General features: G+C 67.6%; 21 protein-coding genes. 12 read left to right on the forward strand and 9 right to left on the reverse strand.

All coding sequences use genetic code 11. From position 1 onward, the window contains the following. Positions 1 to 56: 56 nt before the first annotated feature. Complete coding sequence (locus ACEN9Q_RS25250) at positions 57 to 341, reverse strand: HU family DNA-binding protein (protein ID WP_036239618.1); 285 nt, start codon at positions 339 to 341, stop codon at positions 57 to 59. A 108-nt stretch (positions 342 to 449) separates the two neighbouring features. Then, positions 450 to 659, reverse strand: coding sequence for a BrnA antitoxin family protein (locus tag ACEN9Q_RS25255; RefSeq protein WP_056437139.1), 210 nt, complete (start codon positions 657 to 659; stop codon positions 450 to 452). A gap of 199 nt (positions 660 to 858) precedes the next feature. Here ACEN9Q_RS25255 and ACEN9Q_RS25260 point away from each other — a divergent pair, with 199 nt between their 5' ends. The 5 genes from ACEN9Q_RS25260 (at position 859) to ACEN9Q_RS25280 (ending at position 8255) form a co-directional block, all read left to right on the forward strand. Further along, positions 859 to 1794, forward strand: coding sequence for a DUF808 domain-containing protein (locus ACEN9Q_RS25260; RefSeq protein ID WP_495626432.1), 936 nt, complete (start codon positions 859 to 861; stop codon positions 1792 to 1794). A gap of 200 nt (positions 1795 to 1994) precedes the next feature. Beyond that, positions 1995 to 4487: a TonB-dependent receptor plug domain-containing protein gene (locus ACEN9Q_RS25265; protein ID WP_495626433.1), complete on the forward strand. Its 2493-nt coding sequence runs from the start codon at positions 1995 to 1997 to the stop codon at positions 4485 to 4487. Between the two features lie 70 nt (positions 4488 to 4557). Continuing rightward, positions 4558 to 5202, forward strand: coding sequence for a glutathione S-transferase family protein (locus ACEN9Q_RS25270; RefSeq protein WP_495626434.1), 645 nt, complete (start codon positions 4558 to 4560; stop codon positions 5200 to 5202). Between the two features lie 152 nt (positions 5203 to 5354). After that, the gene (locus ACEN9Q_RS25275; RefSeq protein WP_495626435.1) at positions 5355 to 7124 is read left to right on the forward strand and encodes a DUF885 domain-containing protein; all 1770 of its coding nucleotides are present in this window, start codon (positions 5355 to 5357) and stop codon (positions 7122 to 7124) included. Between the two features lie 114 nt (positions 7125 to 7238). Then, positions 7239 to 8255, forward strand: a complete 1017-nt coding sequence (locus ACEN9Q_RS25280; protein ID WP_495626436.1) for a zinc-dependent alcohol dehydrogenase family protein — start codon at positions 7239 to 7241, stop codon at positions 8253 to 8255. A gap of 3 nt (positions 8256 to 8258) precedes the next feature. On the opposite strand, the gene ACEN9Q_RS25285 is transcribed toward ACEN9Q_RS25280, so the two are convergent. Then, positions 8259 to 9038: a glutaminyl-peptide cyclotransferase gene (locus tag ACEN9Q_RS25285; RefSeq protein ID WP_495626437.1), complete on the reverse strand. Its 780-nt coding sequence runs from the start codon at positions 9036 to 9038 to the stop codon at positions 8259 to 8261. Between the two features lie 70 nt (positions 9039 to 9108). Between ACEN9Q_RS25285 and ACEN9Q_RS25290 the strand changes: the two genes are divergently transcribed. Then, positions 9109 to 9540 carry a DUF7684 family protein gene (locus ACEN9Q_RS25290; protein ID WP_495626438.1) on the forward strand — a complete coding sequence of 144 codons (432 nt, stop codon included), beginning with the start codon at positions 9109 to 9111 and terminating at the stop codon, positions 9538 to 9540. A gap of 16 nt (positions 9541 to 9556) precedes the next feature. Here the strand turns inward: ACEN9Q_RS25290 and ACEN9Q_RS25295 are convergent, their stop codons facing one another. Then, the gene (locus tag ACEN9Q_RS25295; protein WP_495626439.1) at positions 9557 to 10618 is read right to left on the reverse strand and encodes an NAD(P)H-dependent flavin oxidoreductase; all 1062 of its coding nucleotides are present in this window, start codon (positions 10616 to 10618) and stop codon (positions 9557 to 9559) included. Positions 10619 to 10818: 200 nt separating this feature from the next. On the opposite strand from ACEN9Q_RS25295, the gene ACEN9Q_RS25300 reads away from it, so the two are divergent. Continuing rightward, entirely contained in the window at positions 10819 to 11835 is a 1017-nt protein-coding gene (locus ACEN9Q_RS25300) for an XdhC family protein (RefSeq protein WP_495626440.1), read from the forward strand. Here ACEN9Q_RS25300 and ACEN9Q_RS25305 read toward each other — a convergent pair. Next, complete coding sequence (locus ACEN9Q_RS25305; RefSeq protein ID WP_495626441.1) at positions 11832 to 12449, reverse strand: LysE/ArgO family amino acid transporter; 618 nt, start codon at positions 12447 to 12449, stop codon at positions 11832 to 11834. The genes ACEN9Q_RS25300 and ACEN9Q_RS25305 overlap by 4 nt on opposite strands. Positions 12450 to 12550: 101 nt before the next feature. Between ACEN9Q_RS25305 and ACEN9Q_RS25310 the strand changes: the two genes are divergently transcribed. After that, entirely contained in the window at positions 12551 to 13447 is an 897-nt protein-coding gene (locus tag ACEN9Q_RS25310) for a LysR family transcriptional regulator ArgP (RefSeq protein WP_495626442.1), read from the forward strand. On the opposite strand, the gene ACEN9Q_RS25315 is transcribed toward ACEN9Q_RS25310, so the two are convergent. After that, entirely contained in the window at positions 13369 to 13830 is a 462-nt protein-coding gene (locus tag ACEN9Q_RS25315) for a hypothetical protein (protein ID WP_495626443.1), read from the reverse strand. The two genes, ACEN9Q_RS25310 and ACEN9Q_RS25315, sit on opposite strands and share 79 nt — an antisense overlap. Positions 13831 to 13920: 90 nt before the next feature. Here ACEN9Q_RS25315 and ACEN9Q_RS25320 point away from each other — a divergent pair, with 90 nt between their 5' ends. After that, the gene (locus tag ACEN9Q_RS25320) at positions 13921 to 14283 is read left to right on the forward strand and encodes a MerR family transcriptional regulator (protein ID WP_056437207.1); all 363 of its coding nucleotides are present in this window, start codon (positions 13921 to 13923) and stop codon (positions 14281 to 14283) included. A 94-nt stretch (positions 14284 to 14377) separates the two neighbouring features. After that, entirely contained in the window at positions 14378 to 15019 is a 642-nt protein-coding gene (locus ACEN9Q_RS25325; RefSeq protein WP_495626444.1) for a beta/gamma-crystallin, read from the forward strand. Positions 15020 to 15102: 83 nt separating this feature from the next. Here ACEN9Q_RS25325 and modC read toward each other — a convergent pair whose 3' ends face one another. The 3 genes from modC to modA are packed head-to-tail and all read right to left on the reverse strand — an operon-like array spanning position 15103 to position 17602. Next, the gene (gene modC / locus ACEN9Q_RS25330) at positions 15103 to 16182 is read right to left on the reverse strand and encodes a molybdenum ABC transporter ATP-binding protein (protein WP_495626445.1); all 1080 of its coding nucleotides are present in this window, start codon (positions 16180 to 16182) and stop codon (positions 15103 to 15105) included. Further along, positions 16182 to 16865 (reverse strand): molybdate ABC transporter permease subunit, encoded by a 684-nt coding sequence (gene modB / locus ACEN9Q_RS25335; RefSeq protein ID WP_495626446.1) that lies wholly within the window; start codon positions 16863 to 16865, stop codon positions 16182 to 16184. The genes modC and modB overlap by 1 nt, the downstream gene beginning before the upstream one ends. Further along, complete coding sequence (gene modA, locus ACEN9Q_RS25340; protein WP_495626447.1) at positions 16862 to 17602, reverse strand: molybdate ABC transporter substrate-binding protein; 741 nt, start codon at positions 17600 to 17602, stop codon at positions 16862 to 16864. Before modA ends, modB begins: the two co-directional genes overlap by 4 nt. A 160-nt stretch (positions 17603 to 17762) precedes the next feature. Here modA and ACEN9Q_RS25345 point away from each other — a divergent pair, with 160 nt between their 5' ends. Both ACEN9Q_RS25345 and ACEN9Q_RS25350 read left to right on the forward strand, forming a co-directional pair. Further along, entirely contained in the window at positions 17763 to 18530 is a 768-nt protein-coding gene (locus ACEN9Q_RS25345) for a TOBE domain-containing protein (protein WP_495628995.1), read from the forward strand. Positions 18531 to 18708: 178 nt separating this feature from the next. Further along, positions 18709 to 19812 (forward strand): TIGR03118 family protein, encoded by a 1104-nt coding sequence (locus ACEN9Q_RS25350; RefSeq protein ID WP_495626448.1) that lies wholly within the window; start codon positions 18709 to 18711, stop codon positions 19810 to 19812. Positions 19813 to 19846 lie beyond the last annotated feature (34 nt).

Raw genomic sequence — 19846 nt, forward strand, 5'->3', positions numbered from 1 at the left:
CATGGCACACGGCGCCGGCGATTGCCGGACGGCCGCGGCCAGCCGCGGGGTACTGCTTACTTCTTCTTCGGGTTGACGGCGGCCTTCAGGGTCGCACCGGCAGCGAAGCGCGGGGTCTTCGATGCGGCGATCTTGATGACTTCGCCGGTTGCCGGGTTGCGACCCTTGCGGGCTGCGCGCTTGGTGACCGAGAACGTGCCGAAGCCGGTGATGCCGACCGTGTCGCCTTTTTTCAGACGCTCGGTGATGATGTCGATGATGGTGTTCACTGCATCGTTCGCAGCGGCGCCCGACATCTCGGTACGCTTCGCAAATTCAGCGATCAGTTCGCCTTTTTTCATAAATCCTCCGGGTTGAAAGAGCCGGAAGATTAGCATAATTAATTGCTCTGTGTAATCTTCTTACACGCCATACACCCTGTATTGGCGGGGTTTATGCGATGTAATCGCTCAAGCCGCCGCCGGATTGGCGTCGCCGCTGGCCAGGCGCAGGCGCAGCGCGGCGTTGATCAGCGTCTGGTAACCGGTGCCGGTGCGCTCCGCGCGCAAGCGGAATTCGTCCAGGACTTCGTCGTCGAGATAGATGGTGATGCGGGTCTTGCGCTTGGGAGGGCGGGCACGGCGGCGCGGAACGGTCGGCAGATCGAGGTTCGGATTCATGGGCATCTCCTTCAGGTCGGAAAGGCTGCTGCACCGCAGCCAATGTTGTCACTATACGTATCGTCCGGTGCCGTCTGTATGGGAAAGCGACGAGATGCAGATTTTCGGGTTTGAAATGCAGAAAACGCGCCTGAACCGCGATCCTGAACAGATGGCCGCTCGGTTAAGATGTGGCCATATTGATACTGAGGAGCGGTACATGGCTGCAGGAAGTTTATTGGCACTCATCGACGACATCGCCAGCGTGCTCGACGACGTGGCCCTGATGAGCAAGGTAGCGGCCAAGAAGACGGCCGGCGTGCTGGGCGACGACCTCGCCCTCAATGCCCAGCAGGTAACGGGCGTGCATGCCGACCGCGAACTGCCCGTCGTGTGGGCGGTGGCGCTGGGCTCGCTGCGCAACAAGGCGATCCTCGTGCCGGCCGCGCTCGCCATTTCCGCCTTCTTGCCGCAGGCGATCACGCCCATGCTGATGCTGGGCGGCGCCTATCTATGCTTCGAGGGTTTCGAAAAGGTCGCCCATAAACTCCTGCACAGCGCCGCCGAGGATGCCGCGCACGAAGAAGAACTGGCCACTGCGTTGGCGACCGACGTCGACATGCTCACGGTCGAGAAAGACAAGATCAAGGGCGCGATCCGCACCGATTTCATCTTGTCGGCGGAGATCATCGTGATCGCGCTGGGCGTCGTCAACGAACAGGGCGCCTCGTTCGGCACACAGGTGGCGGCCCTCGTCGCGGTGGCGGTCGCCATGACGATCGGCGTCTACGGCATCGTGGCCGGCATCGTCAAGATCGACGACCTCGGCCTGTACCTGAGCCGCCGCACCAGCGCGGCCGCGCGCGCGATCGGCAACCTGCTGCTGGCGGCGGCGCCGCGCCTGATGAAGGCGCTGTCCGTGATCGGCACGGTGGCCATGTTCATGGTCGGCGGCGGCATCATCGGCCACGCGTTCGCACCGCTGCACCACCTCGCGACCGATGCCGCCGCGGTCGTGGCCGGCGTACCGGTCGCGGGCCGCCTGCTGGCGGCCGTCGCACCGGGCGTGGTCGATGCCGCGGCCGGCGTGCTCGTCGGCGCGGCCGTGCTGGTGGGGGTGACGCTGGTGCAAAAGCTGCGCGGCAAGAGGCACTGAGCGATCCGCGGCGGTGCACGCATGCACCGCGCATGCACAACTGTTGCGTCCGTACATCTATGCGGCCTGATTGAATTGACAACGATAACAAGCACGCCCCACTATCAATACGGGCTTGTCGTCAATCAAGCTCGACAGGATTGCGGTATTTCTCAACCCGCCGCCCCGCGGGCCGTAGACCAAGAATAAGGAACAAGAGAATGCAACAACGATTTGTGCCGGAAAAAACCGTACTCGCCCTTTCCATCGCCGCGCTGTTCGCCGGCCCTGCCCTCGCCCAGGCCCAGGACACCGCGGCCGACGGCGCCACCGCCACGGTCGTCGTGACCGGTACCCGCGTGGCCAACCGCACGGCGCTCGACACTGCGTCCCCCGTCGACATCATCTCGGCCGACACCCTCAAAACGACGGGTTCGACGGAACTGAACCAGGCCCTGTCGGTGGCGCTGCCGTCGCTGAACTTCCCGCGTCCCGCGCTGACGGACGGCACCGACACGATCCGCCCGGCCACCCTGCGCGGCATGGCGCCGGACCAGAGCCTCGTGCTCGTGAACTCCAAGCGCCGCCACACGTCGGCGCTGGTGAACCTGAACGGCTCGATCGGCCGCGGCTCGGCCGCCGTCGACCTGAACACGGTCCCGTCGGCGATCGTGAAGAACATCGAGGTGCTGCGCGACGGCGCGGCCGCGCAATACGGCTCGGACGCGATCTCGGGCGTCGTCAACGTCCGCCTGCGCACGGACCGCAGCGGCGGCGAAGGCACGCTCACCTACGGCGCCCACGTCACCGAATACGACCTGTTGAATGACGTGGCCCCGGCCGGCGCCACCTGGACCGGCCCGAACTCGCGCAAGCGCACGGACGGCCAGACGACCACCGTCAGCGCCTGGAAAGGCCTGCCGCTGGGCGACTCGGGCTTCATCACCCTCGCGGCCGAATACAAGAACCAGGAGCACGTGGAGCGCAGCGGCTACGACATGCGCCAGCTGTATTCGAAAGTGAACGGCGCCTACGATCCGCGCGAGCTGACCATCAACCGCTTCGACGCCTGGTACGGCGATCCGGAGATGCAGCAGAAGACCGTGTTCGTCAACTTCGGCGACAACCTGACGCCCGACGTGAAATTCTACGGCTGGAGCAGCTACCAGCTGCGCGACGCGCGCTCGGCCGGCTACTTCCGCATGCCGCAGGACTCGCGCAACGTGCAATCGATCTACCCGAACGGCTTCCTGCCGATCATCGCGCCGACCGTCGAAGACTTCAGCGCCGCCGCCGGCATGAGCTGGAGCCTGGGCGAGTGGGACATGGACACGTCGCTCGTGTACGGCCAGAACGGCATGAACTACGACATCCAGAACACGCTGAACGCGTCGATCGGCCCGACCAGCAAGACGGTGTTCGACGCGGGCGGTTTCTCGTACAACCAGCTCGTCTACAACCTCACCGGTGTGCGCAAGTACGACGTGGCCGGCCTCGCCTCGCCGCTGAACGTGGCGGTCGGCACCGAGGCGCGCCGCGAAGGCTACGAGATGCACGCGGGCGAGCCGGATTCGTGGCGCAACGGCGGCGTGATCCTGCCGAGCGGCGTCCCGGCCGCCTCGGGCGCGCAGGTGTTCCCGGGCTTCCGTCCGGCCAACGCGTCGCACACGTCGCGCACCGCGGTCGGCGTGTTCGTCGACGTCGAGGCGAACGTCACCGACAAGCTGCTCGCGTCCGCCGCGATCCGCGAAGAGCACTACAACGACTTCGGCAACAACGTGTCGGGCAAGCTGGCCGGCCGCTTCGACTTCACCAAGAACTTCGCGCTGCGCGGCTCGGTGCAGAACGGCTTCCGCGCGCCGTCGCTGCAGCAGCAACGCTTCACGTCGACGTCGACCAACTTCATCAACGGCATCCCGTACGAGATCACGACGTTCACGCCGAACGACCCGGTCGCCGTCGCGCTGGGCGCCAAGCCGCTGAAAGCCGAGAAGTCGACCAACTTCTCGCTCGGCGCCGTGATGCGTCTCGCCCCCGTCAGCCTGACGGTGGACGCCTACCGCATCAACGTGCGCGACCGCATCGTGCTGTCGGAAAACCTGACGTCGACCGCGGTGCGCAACTACATCGTGTCGCAGGGCTTCTCGGGCGTCGGCGGCGGCCGCTTCTTCATCAACGGCGTCGACACCAAGACCGAGGGCGTGGACGTCGTGGCCAGCCTGCCGTACAACGCGGGCGCCGCCGGCCGCTTCGACTTCACCCTGGCCGGCAACTTCAACCACACGGACGTGACCAAGGTCCCGACCACCGCCCAGCTGGCCGCGCTGAATCCGGCGCCCGTGCTGTTCGACCGCGTGAACGTGCTGACCCTGGAAAAGGGCCAGCCGAAGAACAAGATCACGGCGAGCGCCAACTGGAAGCTGAACCAGTGGGGCGTGACCGCGCGCGCCACCCGCTACGGCGACGTACTGGCGCCGGGCACGACGGCCGCCTTCGACTACACGCTGAAGGCCAGGACGATCGTCGACCTGGAAGCCCGCTACGCGCTGACCCGTCAAATGAGCCTGGCGCTGGGCGCGGACAACCTGTTCGACCAGTACTCGGAAACGCTGCCGCCGGCGCTGAACACGACCAGCAACACGCCGTTCTCGAACTACACCCCGTTCGGCAACAATGGCCGCTACGTGTATGCGCGCGCGACGTACAGCTTTTGATTACGCTTGACTGAACGACGGCGTATCGTGACACTTCACGGTACGCCGTTTTCTTTTGGGGCTGACCACCATGACCATCACGATCACCGCATTCGAACGTTCACCGGACGGCGGCCGCGGCCTCGCGCGCGACACGCGCGTGCGCTGGGCGCTGGAGGAAGCAGGGCTGCCGTACGACGTCCGCCTCGTGTCGTTCCGCGCGATGAAGGAACCCGCGCACCTGGCCCTGCACCCGTTCGGCCAGATTCCGACCTATGAAGAAGACGGTCTCGTGCTGTTCGAGACGGGCGCGATCGTCTTTCATATTGCCCAGCGCCACGGCAACCTGCTGCCGGCCGACGACCACGCCCGGGCGCGCGCGATCACGTGGATGTTCGCCGCCGTCAACACGGTGGAACCGCCCATCCTGGAACTCGTCACGGCCCGCATCTTCGAGGGCGACAAGCCCTGGACCAAGGAACGCCTTCCGCTCGTCGAGGAGCGTGTCCGCGACCGCATGAAACAGCTGTCGGCGCGCCTTGGCGATGCCGACTGGCTCGACGGCGCCTTCAGCGCGGGCGACCTCATGATGGTGTCGGTGCTCCTCCGGCTGCGGCCGTCCGGCATCCTGGACGAGTTCCCGGTCCTGGCAACCTACGTCGCGCGCGGTGAGGCGCGGCCCGCCTACCAGCGCGCGTTCGAGGCGCAGCTGGCCGTCAACGCGCCCCATCCCTGACGCCGCGCGCGCCCCGTGCGCCCTTACGGCGCTACTTCTTCACCTGGGCCGGACCGTGCGTGCCGGCCTTCATCGCATTCGTCTTCATTTTCTGGTTCATGGTGGCCAAGCCGATTTAGAATCCTTGCTTCGCCAACCAGGAAAGGTTCACCATGCCCCGCATCGGCCGCACACCACTCGGTCTCGCCCTGCTGTTCGCTTTCGGCGCCGCCGCGCACGCCGCACCCGCCTGGGTCGCGCGCAGCGACGCCTTTACGCAGCCGGTATTGAAGGACACCGGTAAATACCAGCCCGAGGAATCCACCGCGCTGGGCGACGAAAGCGTCGACACCCACGTCGCCGACTTCAAGCCGCGCGTCTACGAGCGCGCGCTGGACGACACCGAAAAACGCCTGGCCGTACTCCGCCGCGAGCGCGCGCAAGAGAACGACGTCAAGGTGCGCCAGGACCTCGACATCCTGATCGACTCGCGCGAAAAGATCATCGCCACCATGAAGCTGGAGCACCAGTACCTGCTCGATTACACCAACGTGGGCGAGCTGGTGTACGGCGGCCTGCGCGCCCTGCTCGACCCGCGCAACAAGCCCGAGCGCCAGAAGCTGGCATTGGTCCGCCTGAAGCGCTATGCCGGCAAGGAAGCGGGATATGCCCCGATCGCGACGCTCGTGCGCGCCCGCGGCGAGGAACGCCTGGCGAACAAGGCGCTGATCGGCCCGTACGTGAACGAAGTCGAGGAAGGCCTGAACAACAACCAGACCTATATGGACGGCATCGAAGCGATGTTCAAGAAAGCGAACATCACGGGCTGGGAAAGCGACTTCGCGGCGTTGAAGGCGCAGGTCAAGGACTACGACGACTGGGTGCGCAACCGCATCCTGCCGCGCACGCGCAAGGAAGTGCGCCTGCCGGAAGCGATCTACGTGAACCGCCTCGCCAACGTCGGCGTCGACATCGCGCCGGAACAGATGATCGAGCGCGCCGCCTTCGACTTCCAGGAAGTGCGCGACGAGATGCAGGTCGTGGCGGGCACCATCGCCGCGCGCAACCACCTGCCGTCGTCCGACTACCGCGACGTGATCCGCGAACTGAAAAAATCGTCGATCGCACCCGACCAGTTGCTGCCCTACTATCGCGAGCGTCTGAAGGACATCGAAGGCATGGTGCGGGCCCACGACCTCGTCACGCTGCCCACGCGCGAAGCGAGCATCCGCACGGCCACGCCGGCCGAAGCGGCGCAGACCCCGGCGCCGTTCATGAACCCGCCGCGCATGATCGGCAACACGGGAGAATACGGCGAGTTCGTGATTCCGCTGTCGAACCCGAACGCGAAGTCGAAGGCCAAGATGGACGACTTCGACTTCTCCGCCATGGCCTGGACCCTGACCGCGCACGAGGCCCGCCCGGGCCACGAGCTGCAATTCGCGTCGATGGTGGAGCAAGGCATGTCGGTGGCGCGCGCCCGCTTCGCCTTCAACAGCACGAACGTCGAAGGCTGGGGCCTGTATTCGGAAGCGATGATCCTGCCGTACATGCCGCCGGAAGGCCAGCTCGTGTCGCTGCAGGCGCGTCTGCTGCGCATGGCGCGCGCCCTGCTCGACCCGCAGATCAACCTGGGACGCATGACGCCCGCGCAGGCGAAAAGCTTCCTGATGCGCGAAGTCGTGCTGTCCGAACCGTTCGCGCAATCGGAAGTCGACCGCTACGCGTACCGCATGCCGGGCCAGGCGACCGCGTATTACTACGGCTACGTAAAACTGCGCGCGCTGAAGACGCAGGCCGAGATCGCGCTGGGCGACCGTTTCAGCCTGAAGGCCTTCAACGATTTCATCATCGCCCAGGGCATCCTGCCACCGGCGCTGATGAAACAGGCCGTGCTGGACGATTTCATTCCGGCGCAGCTGGGCAGGGTCGCCGCGAAATAACGCGGCGTCCGGACCGGAAGCCCCCACGCGGACCGTGCGCCGCCGGACCGCGCGTTGCGGCGACAATATCGTCCCGTCCCGCGCGGACGGCCGGTCAACCGATGGAGGACAGCGATGCGGGCTTACCAGATCTTACCCGGCGATGGCATCGACGGGCTGCGGTGCGTGGATTTTCCCCACCGTGAACTGGGCAATGGCGAAGTGCGCATCCGCGTGCACGCCGTCGCGCTGAACTACCGCGACCTGATGGTCGCCAGGGGCGACTATCTCGTCACCGTCGACGACCCCATCATCCCCTGCTCGGACGGCGCCGGCGAAGTCGTCGCGACCGGCCACGGCGTCACGCGCGTGCAGCCCGGCGACCGCGTCGCGGCCTCGTTCTTCCCGCACTGGCACGACGGCCCGACCGGCCCCGATAAAATCCGCCACGCGCTCGGCGGCGACATCGACGGCATGCTGGCCGAGGAAGTCGTGCTGGACGAGGATGCCCTGGTGAAGATACCGGCCGGGATGCCTTTCGTCGACGCGGCCACGCTGCCCTGCGCCGGCGTGACGGCGTGGAACGCCATCTTCGAATCCGGCAACGACGTCCGTCCCGGCGACACCGTGCTGCTGCTGGGGACGGGCGGCGTCAGCATCCTCGGCCTGCAGCTGGCCCATGCGGCGGGGCTGAACACGATCGTCACCTCGTCCAGCGACGCCAAGCTGCAGCGCGCGCAGGCGCTCGGCGCGCGCCATCTCATCAACTACCGCGCGACGCCGGAATGGCAGGAAGAGGTGCTGCGCGCGACCGGCGGCGCAGGAGCGCAGGTGGTGCTGGAAGTGGGCGGCCAGGGCACCGTCAACCGCTCGATCGCGTCCGCCGCGATGGGCGGCAGCGTCGCCATCATCGGCGGCGTCAGCGGCGCCGGCGGAGACGTCAACCCGGCGACCCTGCTGGCCGGGGCCAAGCGGCTGGTGGGCATCTTCGTGGGCAGCCGCGCGATGCTGGAAAAGGTCGTGCGCTTTGCCGACGCGACCGGGCTGCAGCCCGTCGTCGACCGCGTGTTCACGTTCGACCGGGCGCGCGAGGCCTACCGCCACATGGCGTCGGGATCGCATTTCGGGAAGGTCGTGATCGCGGTGGCGTGAGCGTCAAGGCCGCTGGATGGGCACCAGCTCGATCTCGAACAGCTTCGGCCACAGCTTGCCCGTCACGTACAGGCGATGCTGCTTCGGCTCGTAGGCGATGCCGTTCAACACGGCGTCCGGATTCGTCGTCCCGCGCTGGTCGGGCGGCAGCAGGCCCGTGCAATCGATCCAGCCGACGACGTTGCCGCTGTCCGGGTCGATGCGCGCGATGACGTCCGTGCCCCACACGTTGGCAAAGATCTGGCCGTCGACGACCTCGAGTTCGTTGAGCCGGGTGATCGGCTTGCCCTCGGCCGTCACGCGGATGCGGCGCTGCTCGTCCAGCGTTTTCGGGTCGAGGATGCGGATCTCGTTCGTGCCGTCGCTCATGTAGACGTGGTGCGCGTCGCTGGCCAGGCCCCAGCCCTCGCCCTTGTAGTTGAAGCGGCCCTTCAGTGCGAACGTCTTCGCGTCGAACAGGAAGCCGACGTTCGACTGCCAGGTCAGGCCCACGATGGTGTCGCCGACGGCCGTCGAGCCCTCGCCGAAATACTCGTCCGCCAGGTCTTTCTTTTGCAGGACCTTGCCGCTTTTGAGGTCGACCTTGCGCAGCGACGAGCGGCCCTTCTGGCCGGTGGACTCGTACAGGTGGCCGTCCTTGAAGAACAGGCCTTGCGTGAACGCTTGCGGATCGTGCGGATAGGTGTTCTTGACGAAGAAGCCGTACACGGGCAGGGCAGCGTGAGCCGCGCCGGCGGATGCGACGGATGCGGCGGCAAGCGCGAGGGAAGCGACGATTTTCATGGGACTCCGCGATCGGGGATGGTAACGCAGGATGGTAACGCAGTCCGGCGACCGGTGGTAAGCTGGCGCCATGCAAAGAAAGACCATCACCTATCTGCACCTGGCGCCCGACGCCGACCTGCCCGACCTGGGCACGCGCCCGCCCTTCCTCGCCGTCGTGCTGGCCGAGGAAGAGGTCGCGGAGATGTGGCTGTGGGACGCCGCCCGCTGGCTCGTCGCGTCCGGTGCGCGCTACGTGCAGGCCTGGGGCAAGGATGCCGCGGCCTGGACCGAGGCCGTCGACGATGCGGCGCTGGAAGCCGTCGACTACGAGGATGCGCCCGACGACCGGCAGGTGCTGACCGCCGCGCACGATCCCGCGGACGAGGATATCGACGAGGTGTTCTGGTTCGCCAAGCACCGCGCCGCGCACCCGTTTCTGCCTCTCGACGCGGTACTCATCGTGCACGTCGCGCCGGCGCCGCGCAAGGAAGACATCGAGGCGGCCTACGCGGACGCGTAAAACGCGCTCAATGCGCTCAGCGCGCCCCCGCCAGCTCCGCGGCAAGCAGGCCAACCAGCTCGGCCGCCGGCAACGCACGCGCCAACGGAAATCCCTGGCCGGCCCAGTTGACCGTGAAATCCTGGTTGCCGGCCTTCGTGGCCGCCGCGTTCAGCGCCTTCACGGCATCGTAGGCGATCGGATAATCCGGCAGCGGCGGATGGCCGGGCGCGCCGATCTCGCTGAATAAACGGTTCACCAGGCCGCGCGCGGGACGGCCGGACACGACGTCCGTCACCGTCGTGATCACGCCCTCCCCCGCCTGCATCAGCGCGCGGTGATGCGTTGTCGCCGACGACTCCGGACAGAGGATGAACGCGGTGCCCATCTGGGCGCCGCTGGCGCCCAGGCGCAGCGCGGCGGCGATGCCGTTCCCGTTCATGATGCCGCCCGCCGCGATCACCGGGATGCGCACGGCGTTCGCCACCAGCGCCGTCAGGGCGAACGTGCCGATGGCCGGGTCGCCGCGCTGCGGATCGAACAGGCCGCGGTGGCCACCGGCCTCGTAGCCCTGGGCGACGACGACGTCGATGCCGGCCGCCTCCACCTGGCGCGCTTCGTCCACCGACGTCGCGCTGGCCAGCAGCACGATGCCGGCATCCTTCAGCGCCTGGATGCGGCGCGCGTCCGGCAGGCCGAAGTGAAAACTGACGACGGCCGGCCGCGCGTCCAGCAGCACGTCGAGCATGGGATCGTCGTCGACGAAGCTCGTATAGATTTCGCGCAGGCCGGCCGGCGGCCGGGCGCCGTTGGCGGCGAAGTGCGGAGACAGATAATCGAGCCAAGCCGCTTCGCGCGCGGCGTCGGCCTGCGCGGGACGGTGGCAGAACACGTTGACGTTGAACGGCCGGTCGGTCAGGCGGCGCACGTCGGCGATGGCGGCGCGGCCCTGCTCGGCGTTGCCGGCACCGACCGAGATCGAGCCGAGCGCGCCCGCCCCGGACACGGCCGCGGCCAGCGCCGCCGTCGAGACGCCGGCCATCGGGGCCTGGATGATGGGCACGTCGATGCGCAGCAGGGACAGCAAGTCTGGTTTCATGATGGGCTCCAAACTGGTTCGTGATCCGACGAGTATAACGCCGCCGGCGCGCGGGCGTGCGGCGCGGGGGCGCGGGCGCCAAACGATATAAACCGTTTTCGTCCGGCGCATGGACGAGCCTCGCCGGCGTTTTTGCGTTAGGATTCCCGGTGCCCGCGCGCGGGCTTTTGAATTTTCGTTTGGCAACAAAAAGGATGGCAATGGACAGTATCGACCTCGAAGTGCTGCACGCCTGCGACCAGTGGCTGCGCGCCGGCTGGCGCTGCGAGTACGTGACCGTCGTGCGGACGTGGGGATCGAGCCCGCGGCCGGAAGGCGCGACGATGGCGATCCGCGCCGACGGCGTGGTCGTCGGCTCGGTCTCGGGCGGGTGCATCGAGGACGACCTGATCGCCGCCGTGCGCGAACAGGGCATCGTGCGCACCGCGCCGGAAGTCATCACCTACGGCATCTCGGCCGACGAGGCGCACCGCTTCGGCCTGCCCTGCGGCGGCACGATCCAGCTCGTCGTCGAGCCGCTCGGGCCGCTCAGCCGCATGGACGAACTCCTGGCGCTCGCCCAGCGCCGCGTGCTGACCCGGCGCACGCTCGACCTGAAAACCGGCGCGGTCGCACTGGCGCAGGGCGAAGCGGACCAGCAACTGCGGATGGACGGCGACACGCTCGTGACGATCCACGGCCCGCGCCTGCGCATGCTGATCATCGGCGCCGGCCAGCTGTCGCAATTCCTGGCGCAGATCGCCGTCGGCCTGGAATACCAGGTGACCGTGTGCGATCCGCGCGAAGAATACCGCGCCAGCTGGAACCTGCCGGGTGTCGACGTCGTGCACACGATGCCGGACGACGTCGTGCTGGACATGAAGCTGGACAGCCGCAGTGCCGTCATCGCCCTCACCCACGACCCGAAACTGGACGATCTCGCCCTGATGGAAGCGCTGAAAACGGACGCGTTCTACGTCGGCGCCATCGGTTCGCGCGCCAACAATGCGCGGCGGCGCGAGCGCCTGCGCGAATTCGACCTCACCGAGGACCAGATCGCGAAGCTGCACGGCCCCATCGGCCTGTACATCGGCAGCAAGACGCCGTACGAGATCGCCGTCTCCATCCTCGCCGAGCTGACGGCCGTGAAAAACGGCGTGCCGCTGCCGGTGCAGATGACCGTCGAACACGGCAAAGCGCTGGCCCGCGACCTGCCGGCCGATCCGCTGGCTGCCTAGCTTTTCAGCAGCAGGACGGCCAGCACGAGCATCGTCGCGCCCGTAAAAGCTTCGACGGCGCGCCAGACGGCCGGACGCGCCAGCACGAACGCGCAGCGGCGCGCGCCCAGGCCCAGCACCGAAAACCACAGCAGCGACGCCGTCATCGCGCCGGCCGCGAACGACACGCGGTGGCCGGCGGCGAGGCTGCTGCCGACGGCGCCCAGCAGCACGACGGTATCCAGGTAGACGTGCGGATTGAGCAGCGACATCGCGAGCACGATGCCCAGCGCGCGCGAAGCGGTTGCCGCGGCCTGCCCGCCGTTGCCCGCGCCCGGCGCCGCCGCCCCGCGCCAGCAGCTCGACAGACAGCGCACGCCGTACCACAGCAGGAACGCCGCGCCGCCCCAGCGGGCCGCCAGCAGCAGCGCCGGCGAACGTTCGATCAATGCGCCGAAACCGGACATGCCCAGTGCGATCAGGGCGACGTCGATCAGGATGCACGTGGCGACCGTCAGGACGACGTGGCGGCCCGCGACCCCGGTGCGGATCACGTGGGCGTTCTGGGCGCCGATCGGCATGATCAGGCTGGCGCCCATGCCGAGGCCTTGTAAAAAGACCGGTTGTGAAAACATGTTGGCTCCTCATCGATATTGCGGAGCAGCATGCCTCCCGGACGCGTCTTCATCAATTATATTAATGAAATCTAAGGTTCATTAAGTCAGGCTAATCCAAGATGAAAATCGATCCGCGCCGCAGCGAGGCGTTCGTCGCCGCCGTCGACAGCGGCAGCCTGGAGCAGGCAGCCGCCCTGCTGAACGTGACGCCGTCCGCCATCTCGCAGCGCATCGCCGCGCTGGAGCACGACCTGGGCACGCCGCTGCTCGTGCGCGCCCGGCCCTGCCGGCCGACGGCGCCCGGCATGCGCCTGCTGCAATTCCTGCGCCGCCGCGCGCTGCTGGAAGACGAGTTCTTCGCCGAGCAGCGGAGCGATCCGGGCCCGGTGCGCGTCGAGCTGGCCGTCAACAACGACACGCTGGCGACGTGGCTGCTGCCGGTGCTGGCGCCGGTGCTGATCGACGAAGGGCTGCTGGTGGAATTCGTCACGGGCGACCAGAGACACACGTTCGCGCTGCTGGAACAGGGGCTCGCCCTCGCCTGCGTGTCGGGCGAGACGGAACCGATGCGCGGCTGCACCGTGAGTCCGCTGGGCGTGATGCGCTACCGGATGGTGGCGGCGCCGCGCTTCGCCGCGCGCTGGTTCCCCGGCGGGATCACGAGAGAGGCCGCGCGGCGCGCGCCGGTGATGGTGTTCGACCGCAACGACCGGCTGCAGACGGCCTTCCTGCTGCAGCACTTCGGCCTGCCGGAAGGCGCGTACCCGTTTCACTATGTGCCGTCCAGCGATCCGTACGTGCAGGCGATCCGCCTGGGTCTCGGCTACGGCCTGCTGCCGCTGGAACAGTGTGCGGACATGCTGGCCGGCGGCGTCCTCGTCGACCTGACGCCGCACCTGCACGTGGACGTGTCGCTGTATTGGCACGCCTGGCGCATTCAGCCGCCGCGGCTGGAGCGCATGGGCGCGGCGCTGGTGAAGGGTGCGCGCGCGGTGCTGTTGCCGGCGCCGGACTGAGCGACCGGCAGCCACTGGATGACGCCCCAGCAGAATTCCGGCACGAGGAACAGCCATAACAACGGCGCGCCGGTGGCCGCCAGCGCCCACGCCATCCAGAACGAGAACAGGAAGCGGCCCACGCCGTCGTAGCGGCCGAGCAGGACGCTCGCCGCGCGCAGGCGCAGCACGGACCACACGAGCACGATGCTGCCCATCAGGCAGGCGAACAGCACGTGGAACGGGCCGAAATCGGGCAGTGCATGGCCGCCCAGGCTCTGGTTCACGGCCGACAGCCGGGCGTGCAGGAAGGCGAACGTCCACGGCGTGGCGAACGGCGCCGTCAGCAGCAGGTCGTAGGCGGCGCTGGCGCGCACGACGGTGAGAAAAGCGGATCGGCTCATGGCATGCATGGAAATCTCCTGGCGTAAAGGTTTCGGCATCATGAACCCTGGAGTACACTCCAAGGTCAAGCCTTTCGTCGAACGACCGCCATGCAGATCGGAGAACTCGCCGCCGCAACAAGCCTCAGCCGGGACACCCTGCGCTTTTACGAGAAGCGCGGATTGTTGCTGTCGCGCCGGCTGGCCAACGGCTACCGCGACTATCCGCCCGAGGCCGTGCAATGGCTGTGCTACCTGCGCGCCGCCCAGGCGCTCGGTTTTACCCTGGCCGAGATCGAGACCGGCCTGCCCCTGCTGGACGATCCCGCCGCCGCCGCACCGCAGTTGCGCGACGCGTTGCTGCGCAAGCTGGACGACATCGACGCGCGCATCGCGGGCCTGTCCGCCCTGCGCGCCAGCCTGGCGCGCGAACTGGCGCAGCCGGGGTTCGGCTGCCCGGTGCTGGCCGCGTAAAGATTTGTTACAGGAAACTGTCAGCCACCCGCGCCGACGCCGCGTTAACAGCACAGGCGCCGCTGGAAGGCGCACGACCACCCACGGAGATATCATGAAACGCCTGCTTGCCGCCGCCGCCGCGCTGGCCACCTTCACGCACGCCGCTGTCGCCGGCGACCTGACCCTGTTCTCGGACAGTAATTTCCACGGCAACCGCGTCACCATCGACCGCGACGCCCCCAACCTGGCCGACTTCGGTTTCAACGACCGCGCGTCGAGCGCCGTCGTCACCTCCGGCAGGTGGCTGCTGTGCGAGCACGCCAACTTCGGCGGCCGCTGCGCCGAGTTCGGGCCGGGCGAATACCGCGAGCTGCCGGGTTTCAACGATGCCGTCTCGTCGGCGCGCCAGGTCGACCGCGACGACCGCGGCGGCCGTGGCCGCTGGCGCGACCGCGATCACGACCGTGACCACGATCGCGACGGCCCGCGTGGTGGCGACCGCGGTGGTCCCGACGTCGTGATGTTCGCCGGCCCGCGTTTCGAAGGCCAGCAAGTCGAACTGTCGCAGGATGTGCGCGCGCTGAACGACGTCGGCTTCAACGACCGCGCCACGTCGATCATCATCCGCGAAGGCCGCTGGGAATTCTGCGAACACGCCGACTTCCGCGGCGAGTGCATCGTCCTGGGCCCGGGCCGCTACGACATGCTCGACCGCATGAACAATCGCATCTCGTCGATGCGCCGGGTGCGCTGACACCGACATCAATCCAACCGGGGTCAGAGCCCGAATTTAGGCAATTGCCTGAAATCGGGCTCTGACCCCGGTTTGATGCAGGTTTAGTTAAGCAGCGCCACGCCCTTGATCTGGGCCCACAATTGCAGGCCGGGCGCGATGCCCAGTTCGCGGCGCGAGCGTTCGGTGATCCGGGCCAGCAGCGGCGAAGCCCCCATCCGCAGTTGCACGAGCACGTGGCCCGGCGTGTCGGTGGCGGCGACCGCCGTCACCACGGCCGGCAGGCGGTTGACGATGCTGGAGCCTTGCGGGCACGCAAGCGCCAGACTGACGTCGCGCGCGTGGATGCGGCAGCGCAGGTGCGTGCCGAGGGCTTCGCGGCGCCGGCCCACGCACAGCGCGCCGCCGGCGAATTCCAGGCGCGATAAATCGTCTTCCTCGTGGCCGGCCAGCATCGTGTCCAGCACGACGCCGGCATCGTCGGCAAAGCTGGGCGGCAGGTCCACGCGCGCCAGCGTCTCCGTCAACGGCCCGCTGGCCACGGCCCGGCCGTCCTCCAGCAGCACCAGATGATCGGCCAGCCGCGCGACTTCGTCCGGGGCGTGGCTGACGTAGACGATCGGGACCGCCAGCTCCTCGTGCAGGCGTTCCAGATAGGGCAGGATTTCCAGCTTGCGGCGCAGGTCGAGCGCGGCCAGCGGTTCGTCCATCAGCAGCAGGCGCGGCGACGCGAGCAGGGCGCGCGCGATCGCCACGCGCTGGCGCTCGCCGCCCGACAGGCCGTCCGGCCGCCGTTCGAGCAGGCCGCCGATCCCCAGCAGGTCCGCCACCGGCGCCAGCGCGAACCGGCGTTCCTGCGCCGGCACCCGCTTGCGGCCGAACTCCAGGTTGGCGCGCACGGACAGGTGCGGAAACAGGCTCGCTTCCTGGAACACGTAGCCGAGGGCGCGCCGGTGCACGGGGACGAACACGCCGCGCGCATCGTCCTGCCAGACGTCGCCGCCGAGCGCGACGTAACCGCCGGGCGCGCGCTCCAGGCCGGCGATGGCGCGCAGGATCGTCGTCTTGCCCGAGCCGGAATGGCCGAACAGGGCGCTGATGCCGCGCTGGGGCAGGGTCAGATCGACGTCCAGCCGGAAGGCGCCGCGCTCCATGCGCAGGCGCAGATGGAGTCCGTTGCCCATCAACGCCGTCCTTTCATCGCTTGCGGATACAAGGTGTACAGCGCCAGCAGCACGCTGAAACTGAAGGCCAGCATGCCGCCCGCCAGCCAGTGCGCCTGCGCGTATTCGAGCGCCTCGACGTGGTCGTAGATGCGCACGGAGACGACGCGCGTCCGGTCCGGGATATTCCCGCCGATCATGAGCACGACACCGAATTCGCCCACCGTGTGCGCAAAGCCGAGCACGGCGCCGGACAGGAAGCCGGGCCGGGCCAGCGGCACCGCCACCGACCAGAATGTGTCCCACGGACTGGCGCGCAGCGTGGCCGCCACTTCCAGCGGCCGCGGGCCGATCGCCTCGAACGCATTCTGCAGCGGCTGCACGACGAAGGGCAGCGAATAGCACACGGACGCCAGTACGAGGCCGCCGAACGAGAACGGCAACAGGCCGATGCCGAGCGCCTCCGTGAGCTTGCCGACGGGGCCGTTCGGTCCCAGCACCAGCAGCAGATAAAAGCCGATCACGGTGGGCGGCAGCACGAGGGGCAGGGCGACGACGGCCCCGACCGCGTGGCGCAGGCGCGAACGCGTGCGCGCGAGCCACCAGGCGATCGGCGTGCCGAGCGCCAGCAGCAGCAGGGTCACGACCGTCGCCAATGCCAGCGTCAGCCGGATGGCGGAGAGGTCGCCGGCGTCGAGCGTCACAGTGCGTAGCCGTATGAACGGATGATGTCCCTGGCCTTGTTCGATTTCAGGTAGGCTTCCAGCGCCCTGGCGGCCGGATTGGCGGCGCCCCTGGCGAGGATGACGGCATCCTGGCGGATCGGCGCATGCAGGTTCGCCGGCACGATCCAGCCCGAGCCCGACGTGAATCTGCCGTCGCGATAGACCTGCGACAGCGCGACGAAGCCCAGCGGCGCATTGCCCGTGCTGACGAACTGGTGAGCCTGGGCGATGTTTTCGCCTTGCACGAGCTTGCCCTGCACGCGGTCGTACAGGTTCAGCCTGGTCAAGGTCTCGACGGCGGCGGCGCCGTACGGGGCCGTCCTGGGGTTGGCGATCGCCAGGTGGGCATAGTGCCCGGTGTTCAGGACCTGGCCCTGCTGATCGACATAGCCATCCTGCGCGGACCACAGTACCAGCTTGCCCGTCGCATAGGTAAACCGGGTGCCGGGCACGGTGCGGTGCTCCGCTTCCAGTTTCGCCGGGGTGGCGTCGTCGGCCGCCAGCAGCACCTCGAACGGCGCGCCGTTGACGATCTGGGCGTAGAACTTGCCGGTGGCGCCGAAGGCCAGCACGGCCTTGTGGCCGGTGTCTTTTTCGAATGCCGTCGCGATCTTCTGCATGGGCGCCGTGAAATTGGCGGCCACGGCCACCTGCACGTCATCCGCCCGGGCGATGCCCCATGCCATCAGGGCCAGCAGGCCGGCAAGATGCTTCATGTTCGACTCCTGTCGTTCGCGTTATGTAGTAGAGTATATAACGAATCAAAATACGTTGTGGGCGATAACGCCTGTAACGCATTGCTTATAGTTCTCGAGCCAGACAGGAGAAATCGTGGGAAGCGACAGCACCAGCTTCGCGCTGCAGGGGTCCGTCTGGATGACGGTCGGCGACGAGAAATTCGGCGGTCCGGGGCGGGTCGAACTGCTGGCCGCGATCGCCGCAACGGGATCGATCAGCCAGGCCGCGAAGGCCCTCGGCGTCAGCTACAAGGGTGCCTGGGACGCGATCGACGCGATGAACAACCTGGCCGGCGAGACCCTGGTGGAACGCGTGGCCGGCGGCAAGGGCGGCGGCGGCACGCGGCTGACGGCGCGCGGCGCACAACTGGTCAGGAACTTTCGCGCGATCGAACAGATCCACCAGCAATTCGTCGAACAACTCAACCGGCAGGCCGGCAACCTGGCCGCGGACTTCAACCTGATCGGCAGACTGAACATGAAAACGAGCGCCCGCAACCAGTTCTTCGGCAAGGTGTCGCGGGTCCAGGCCGGCGCCGTCAACGACGAGATCGAAATCGACATCGCCGGCGGCCACAGGATCATTGCCATCGTCACCCACGAAAGCACGGCAAGCCTCGGCCTCGCCGTCGGCGCCGAGGCGTTCGCCCTGGTCAAGGCGGCGTCGATCATCCTCGTGACGGAAGCCGAAGGCGCCCGTTTCTCGGCCCGCAACCGGCTCGAAGGGACGGTCGCGCGCCTGATCCCGGGCGCCGTCAACGCGGAAGTCGTCCTCGACCTGGCGGGCGGCGGCAGCATCGCCGCCATCATCACCAACGAGAGCGCACGGGCGCTCGGACTGGCCGAAGGCGGCACGGCCACGGCGATGTTCAAGGCGTCCAGCGTGATCGTCGGCGTGCCGGCGTAGCGGCGCTAGCATATTTCTCGAAATCTATATTGCTGACGCACAATCGAAAGATTACATGTGCAGGCTCATGGGCCATCCATCCACGATACATTTAGGATGGCTCAAATCTACCCCATTCTCCCCCGCGCAAGATCGGCAGACAGCGCGCTCCTTTCGAACGTTTACCGGAGAATGGAAAATGGAAAAGTTATGCAAATTCATGGCCTGTGTCGCGGGCTTCCTCGCCTTGACGGCGGTGTCCCAGGCATCGGCGAGCGACTTTTATCGTCAGCGCAACCTGGTGTCGGACAGCGCCGCCGTGGCGGCGGAGCAGCGCGATCCCAACCTTGTCAACGCCTGGGGGCTGGCGTTCAATCCGTACGGCGTGGCCTGGGTCGCCGATAACCACACGGGCCTCGCAACGCTATACAACGGCAACGGCAATCCGCAGAGCCTCGTCGTCACCGTTCCGGGCGCCGCCGGGGCCGCCGGCAGCCCGACGGGCACCGTGTTCTACGGCGGCCCCGGCTTTGTCGTGAGCAAGGGCACCGCATCCGGTCCCAGCCGCTTCCTGTTCGCGAGCGAGGACGGCGGCATCGCCGGCTGGGCGCCCAGCGTCGATGCGACGCACGCCATCCGCGTGATCGACAACAGCGCGCACAATGCCGTCTACAAGGGCATCGCCATCAGCGGCAATGGCCACGGCACGCTGCTGTACGCCACCGACTTCCACAACGGCAAGGTCGATGTGTACGACAGCAATTTCAAGCCAGCCTATTTGACCGGCAAGTTCCACGACCCGCAATTGCCGGCCGGCTATGCGCCGTTCGGCATCCAGGCCGTCAACGGCGACCTCTACATCACCTTTGCCAGGCAGGATGCGGAGCGCATGGATGACGTGCCGGGCCGGGGCTTCGGCTTCGTCGACGTGTTCGATCCGGACGGACATTTGCTGCGCCGCCTCGTCTCCGGCGGCGCGCTCAATGCGCCGTGGGGCATCGCGCTGGCCCCCGCCAGCTTCGGCCGCTTCAGCAACCGCCTGCTGATCGGCAACTTCGGCGACGGACTGATCAATGCCTACGACCCCGCGACCGGCAAATGGCTGGGTCGCCTGAAGGCGGCGCACGGGAAGGTGATCCGCGTCGACGGCTTGTGGGGCATCGCCTTCGGCAACGGCGTCAATGGCCAACCGGTCGACACCCTGTTCTTCGCCGCCGGGCCGGACGACGAAAACCACGGGCTGTACGGGCGGATCGACGTCGCGCCGGGCGACGAGCACGACGATACGCCGGAAACGCAGTAGGGAGCGCGGCACGGTGTCCGGCACCGTCGCCGTG

Source organism: Massilia sp. Masssp93, assembly GCF_059491295.1.

What these genes read in the sequence shown, in the direction of transcription:
- ACEN9Q_RS25250 (WP_036239618.1), bottom strand. Translation starts at nt 341, where the DNA reads ATGAAAAAAGGCGAACTGATCGCTGAATTTGCGAAGCGTACCGAGATG.
- ACEN9Q_RS25255 (WP_056437139.1), bottom strand. Translation starts at nt 659, where the DNA reads ATGAATCCGAACCTCGATCTGCCGACCGTTCCGCGCCGCCGTGCCCGC.
- ACEN9Q_RS25260 (WP_495626432.1), top strand. Translation starts at nt 859, where the DNA reads ATGGCTGCAGGAAGTTTATTGGCACTCATCGACGACATCGCCAGCGTG.
- ACEN9Q_RS25265 (WP_495626433.1), top strand. Translation starts at nt 1,995, where the DNA reads ATGCAACAACGATTTGTGCCGGAAAAAACCGTACTCGCCCTTTCCATC.
- ACEN9Q_RS25270 (WP_495626434.1), top strand. Translation starts at nt 4,558, where the DNA reads ATGACCATCACGATCACCGCATTCGAACGTTCACCGGACGGCGGCCGC.
- ACEN9Q_RS25275 (WP_495626435.1), top strand. Translation starts at nt 5,355, where the DNA reads ATGCCCCGCATCGGCCGCACACCACTCGGTCTCGCCCTGCTGTTCGCT.
- ACEN9Q_RS25280 (WP_495626436.1), top strand. Translation starts at nt 7,239, where the DNA reads ATGCGGGCTTACCAGATCTTACCCGGCGATGGCATCGACGGGCTGCGG.
- ACEN9Q_RS25285 (WP_495626437.1), bottom strand. Translation starts at nt 9,038, where the DNA reads ATGAAAATCGTCGCTTCCCTCGCGCTTGCCGCCGCATCCGTCGCATCC.
- ACEN9Q_RS25290 (WP_495626438.1), top strand. Translation starts at nt 9,109, where the DNA reads ATGCAAAGAAAGACCATCACCTATCTGCACCTGGCGCCCGACGCCGAC.
- ACEN9Q_RS25295 (WP_495626439.1), bottom strand. Translation starts at nt 10,618, where the DNA reads ATGAAACCAGACTTGCTGTCCCTGCTGCGCATCGACGTGCCCATCATC.
- ACEN9Q_RS25300 (WP_495626440.1), top strand. Translation starts at nt 10,819, where the DNA reads ATGGACAGTATCGACCTCGAAGTGCTGCACGCCTGCGACCAGTGGCTG.
- ACEN9Q_RS25305 (WP_495626441.1), bottom strand. Translation starts at nt 12,449, where the DNA reads ATGTTTTCACAACCGGTCTTTTTACAAGGCCTCGGCATGGGCGCCAGC.
- ACEN9Q_RS25310 (WP_495626442.1), top strand. Translation starts at nt 12,551, where the DNA reads ATGAAAATCGATCCGCGCCGCAGCGAGGCGTTCGTCGCCGCCGTCGAC.
- ACEN9Q_RS25315 (WP_495626443.1), bottom strand. Translation starts at nt 13,830, where the DNA reads ATGAGCCGATCCGCTTTTCTCACCGTCGTGCGCGCCAGCGCCGCCTAC.
- ACEN9Q_RS25320 (WP_056437207.1), top strand. Translation starts at nt 13,921, where the DNA reads ATGCAGATCGGAGAACTCGCCGCCGCAACAAGCCTCAGCCGGGACACC.
- ACEN9Q_RS25325 (WP_495626444.1), top strand. Translation starts at nt 14,378, where the DNA reads ATGAAACGCCTGCTTGCCGCCGCCGCCGCGCTGGCCACCTTCACGCAC.
- modC (WP_495626445.1), bottom strand. Translation starts at nt 16,182, where the DNA reads ATGGGCAACGGACTCCATCTGCGCCTGCGCATGGAGCGCGGCGCCTTC.
- modA (WP_495626447.1), bottom strand. Translation starts at nt 17,602, where the DNA reads ATGAAGCATCTTGCCGGCCTGCTGGCCCTGATGGCATGGGGCATCGCC.
- ACEN9Q_RS25345 (WP_495628995.1), top strand. Translation starts at nt 17,763, where the DNA reads ATGACGGTCGGCGACGAGAAATTCGGCGGTCCGGGGCGGGTCGAACTG.
- ACEN9Q_RS25350 (WP_495626448.1), top strand. Translation starts at nt 18,709, where the DNA reads ATGGAAAAGTTATGCAAATTCATGGCCTGTGTCGCGGGCTTCCTCGCC.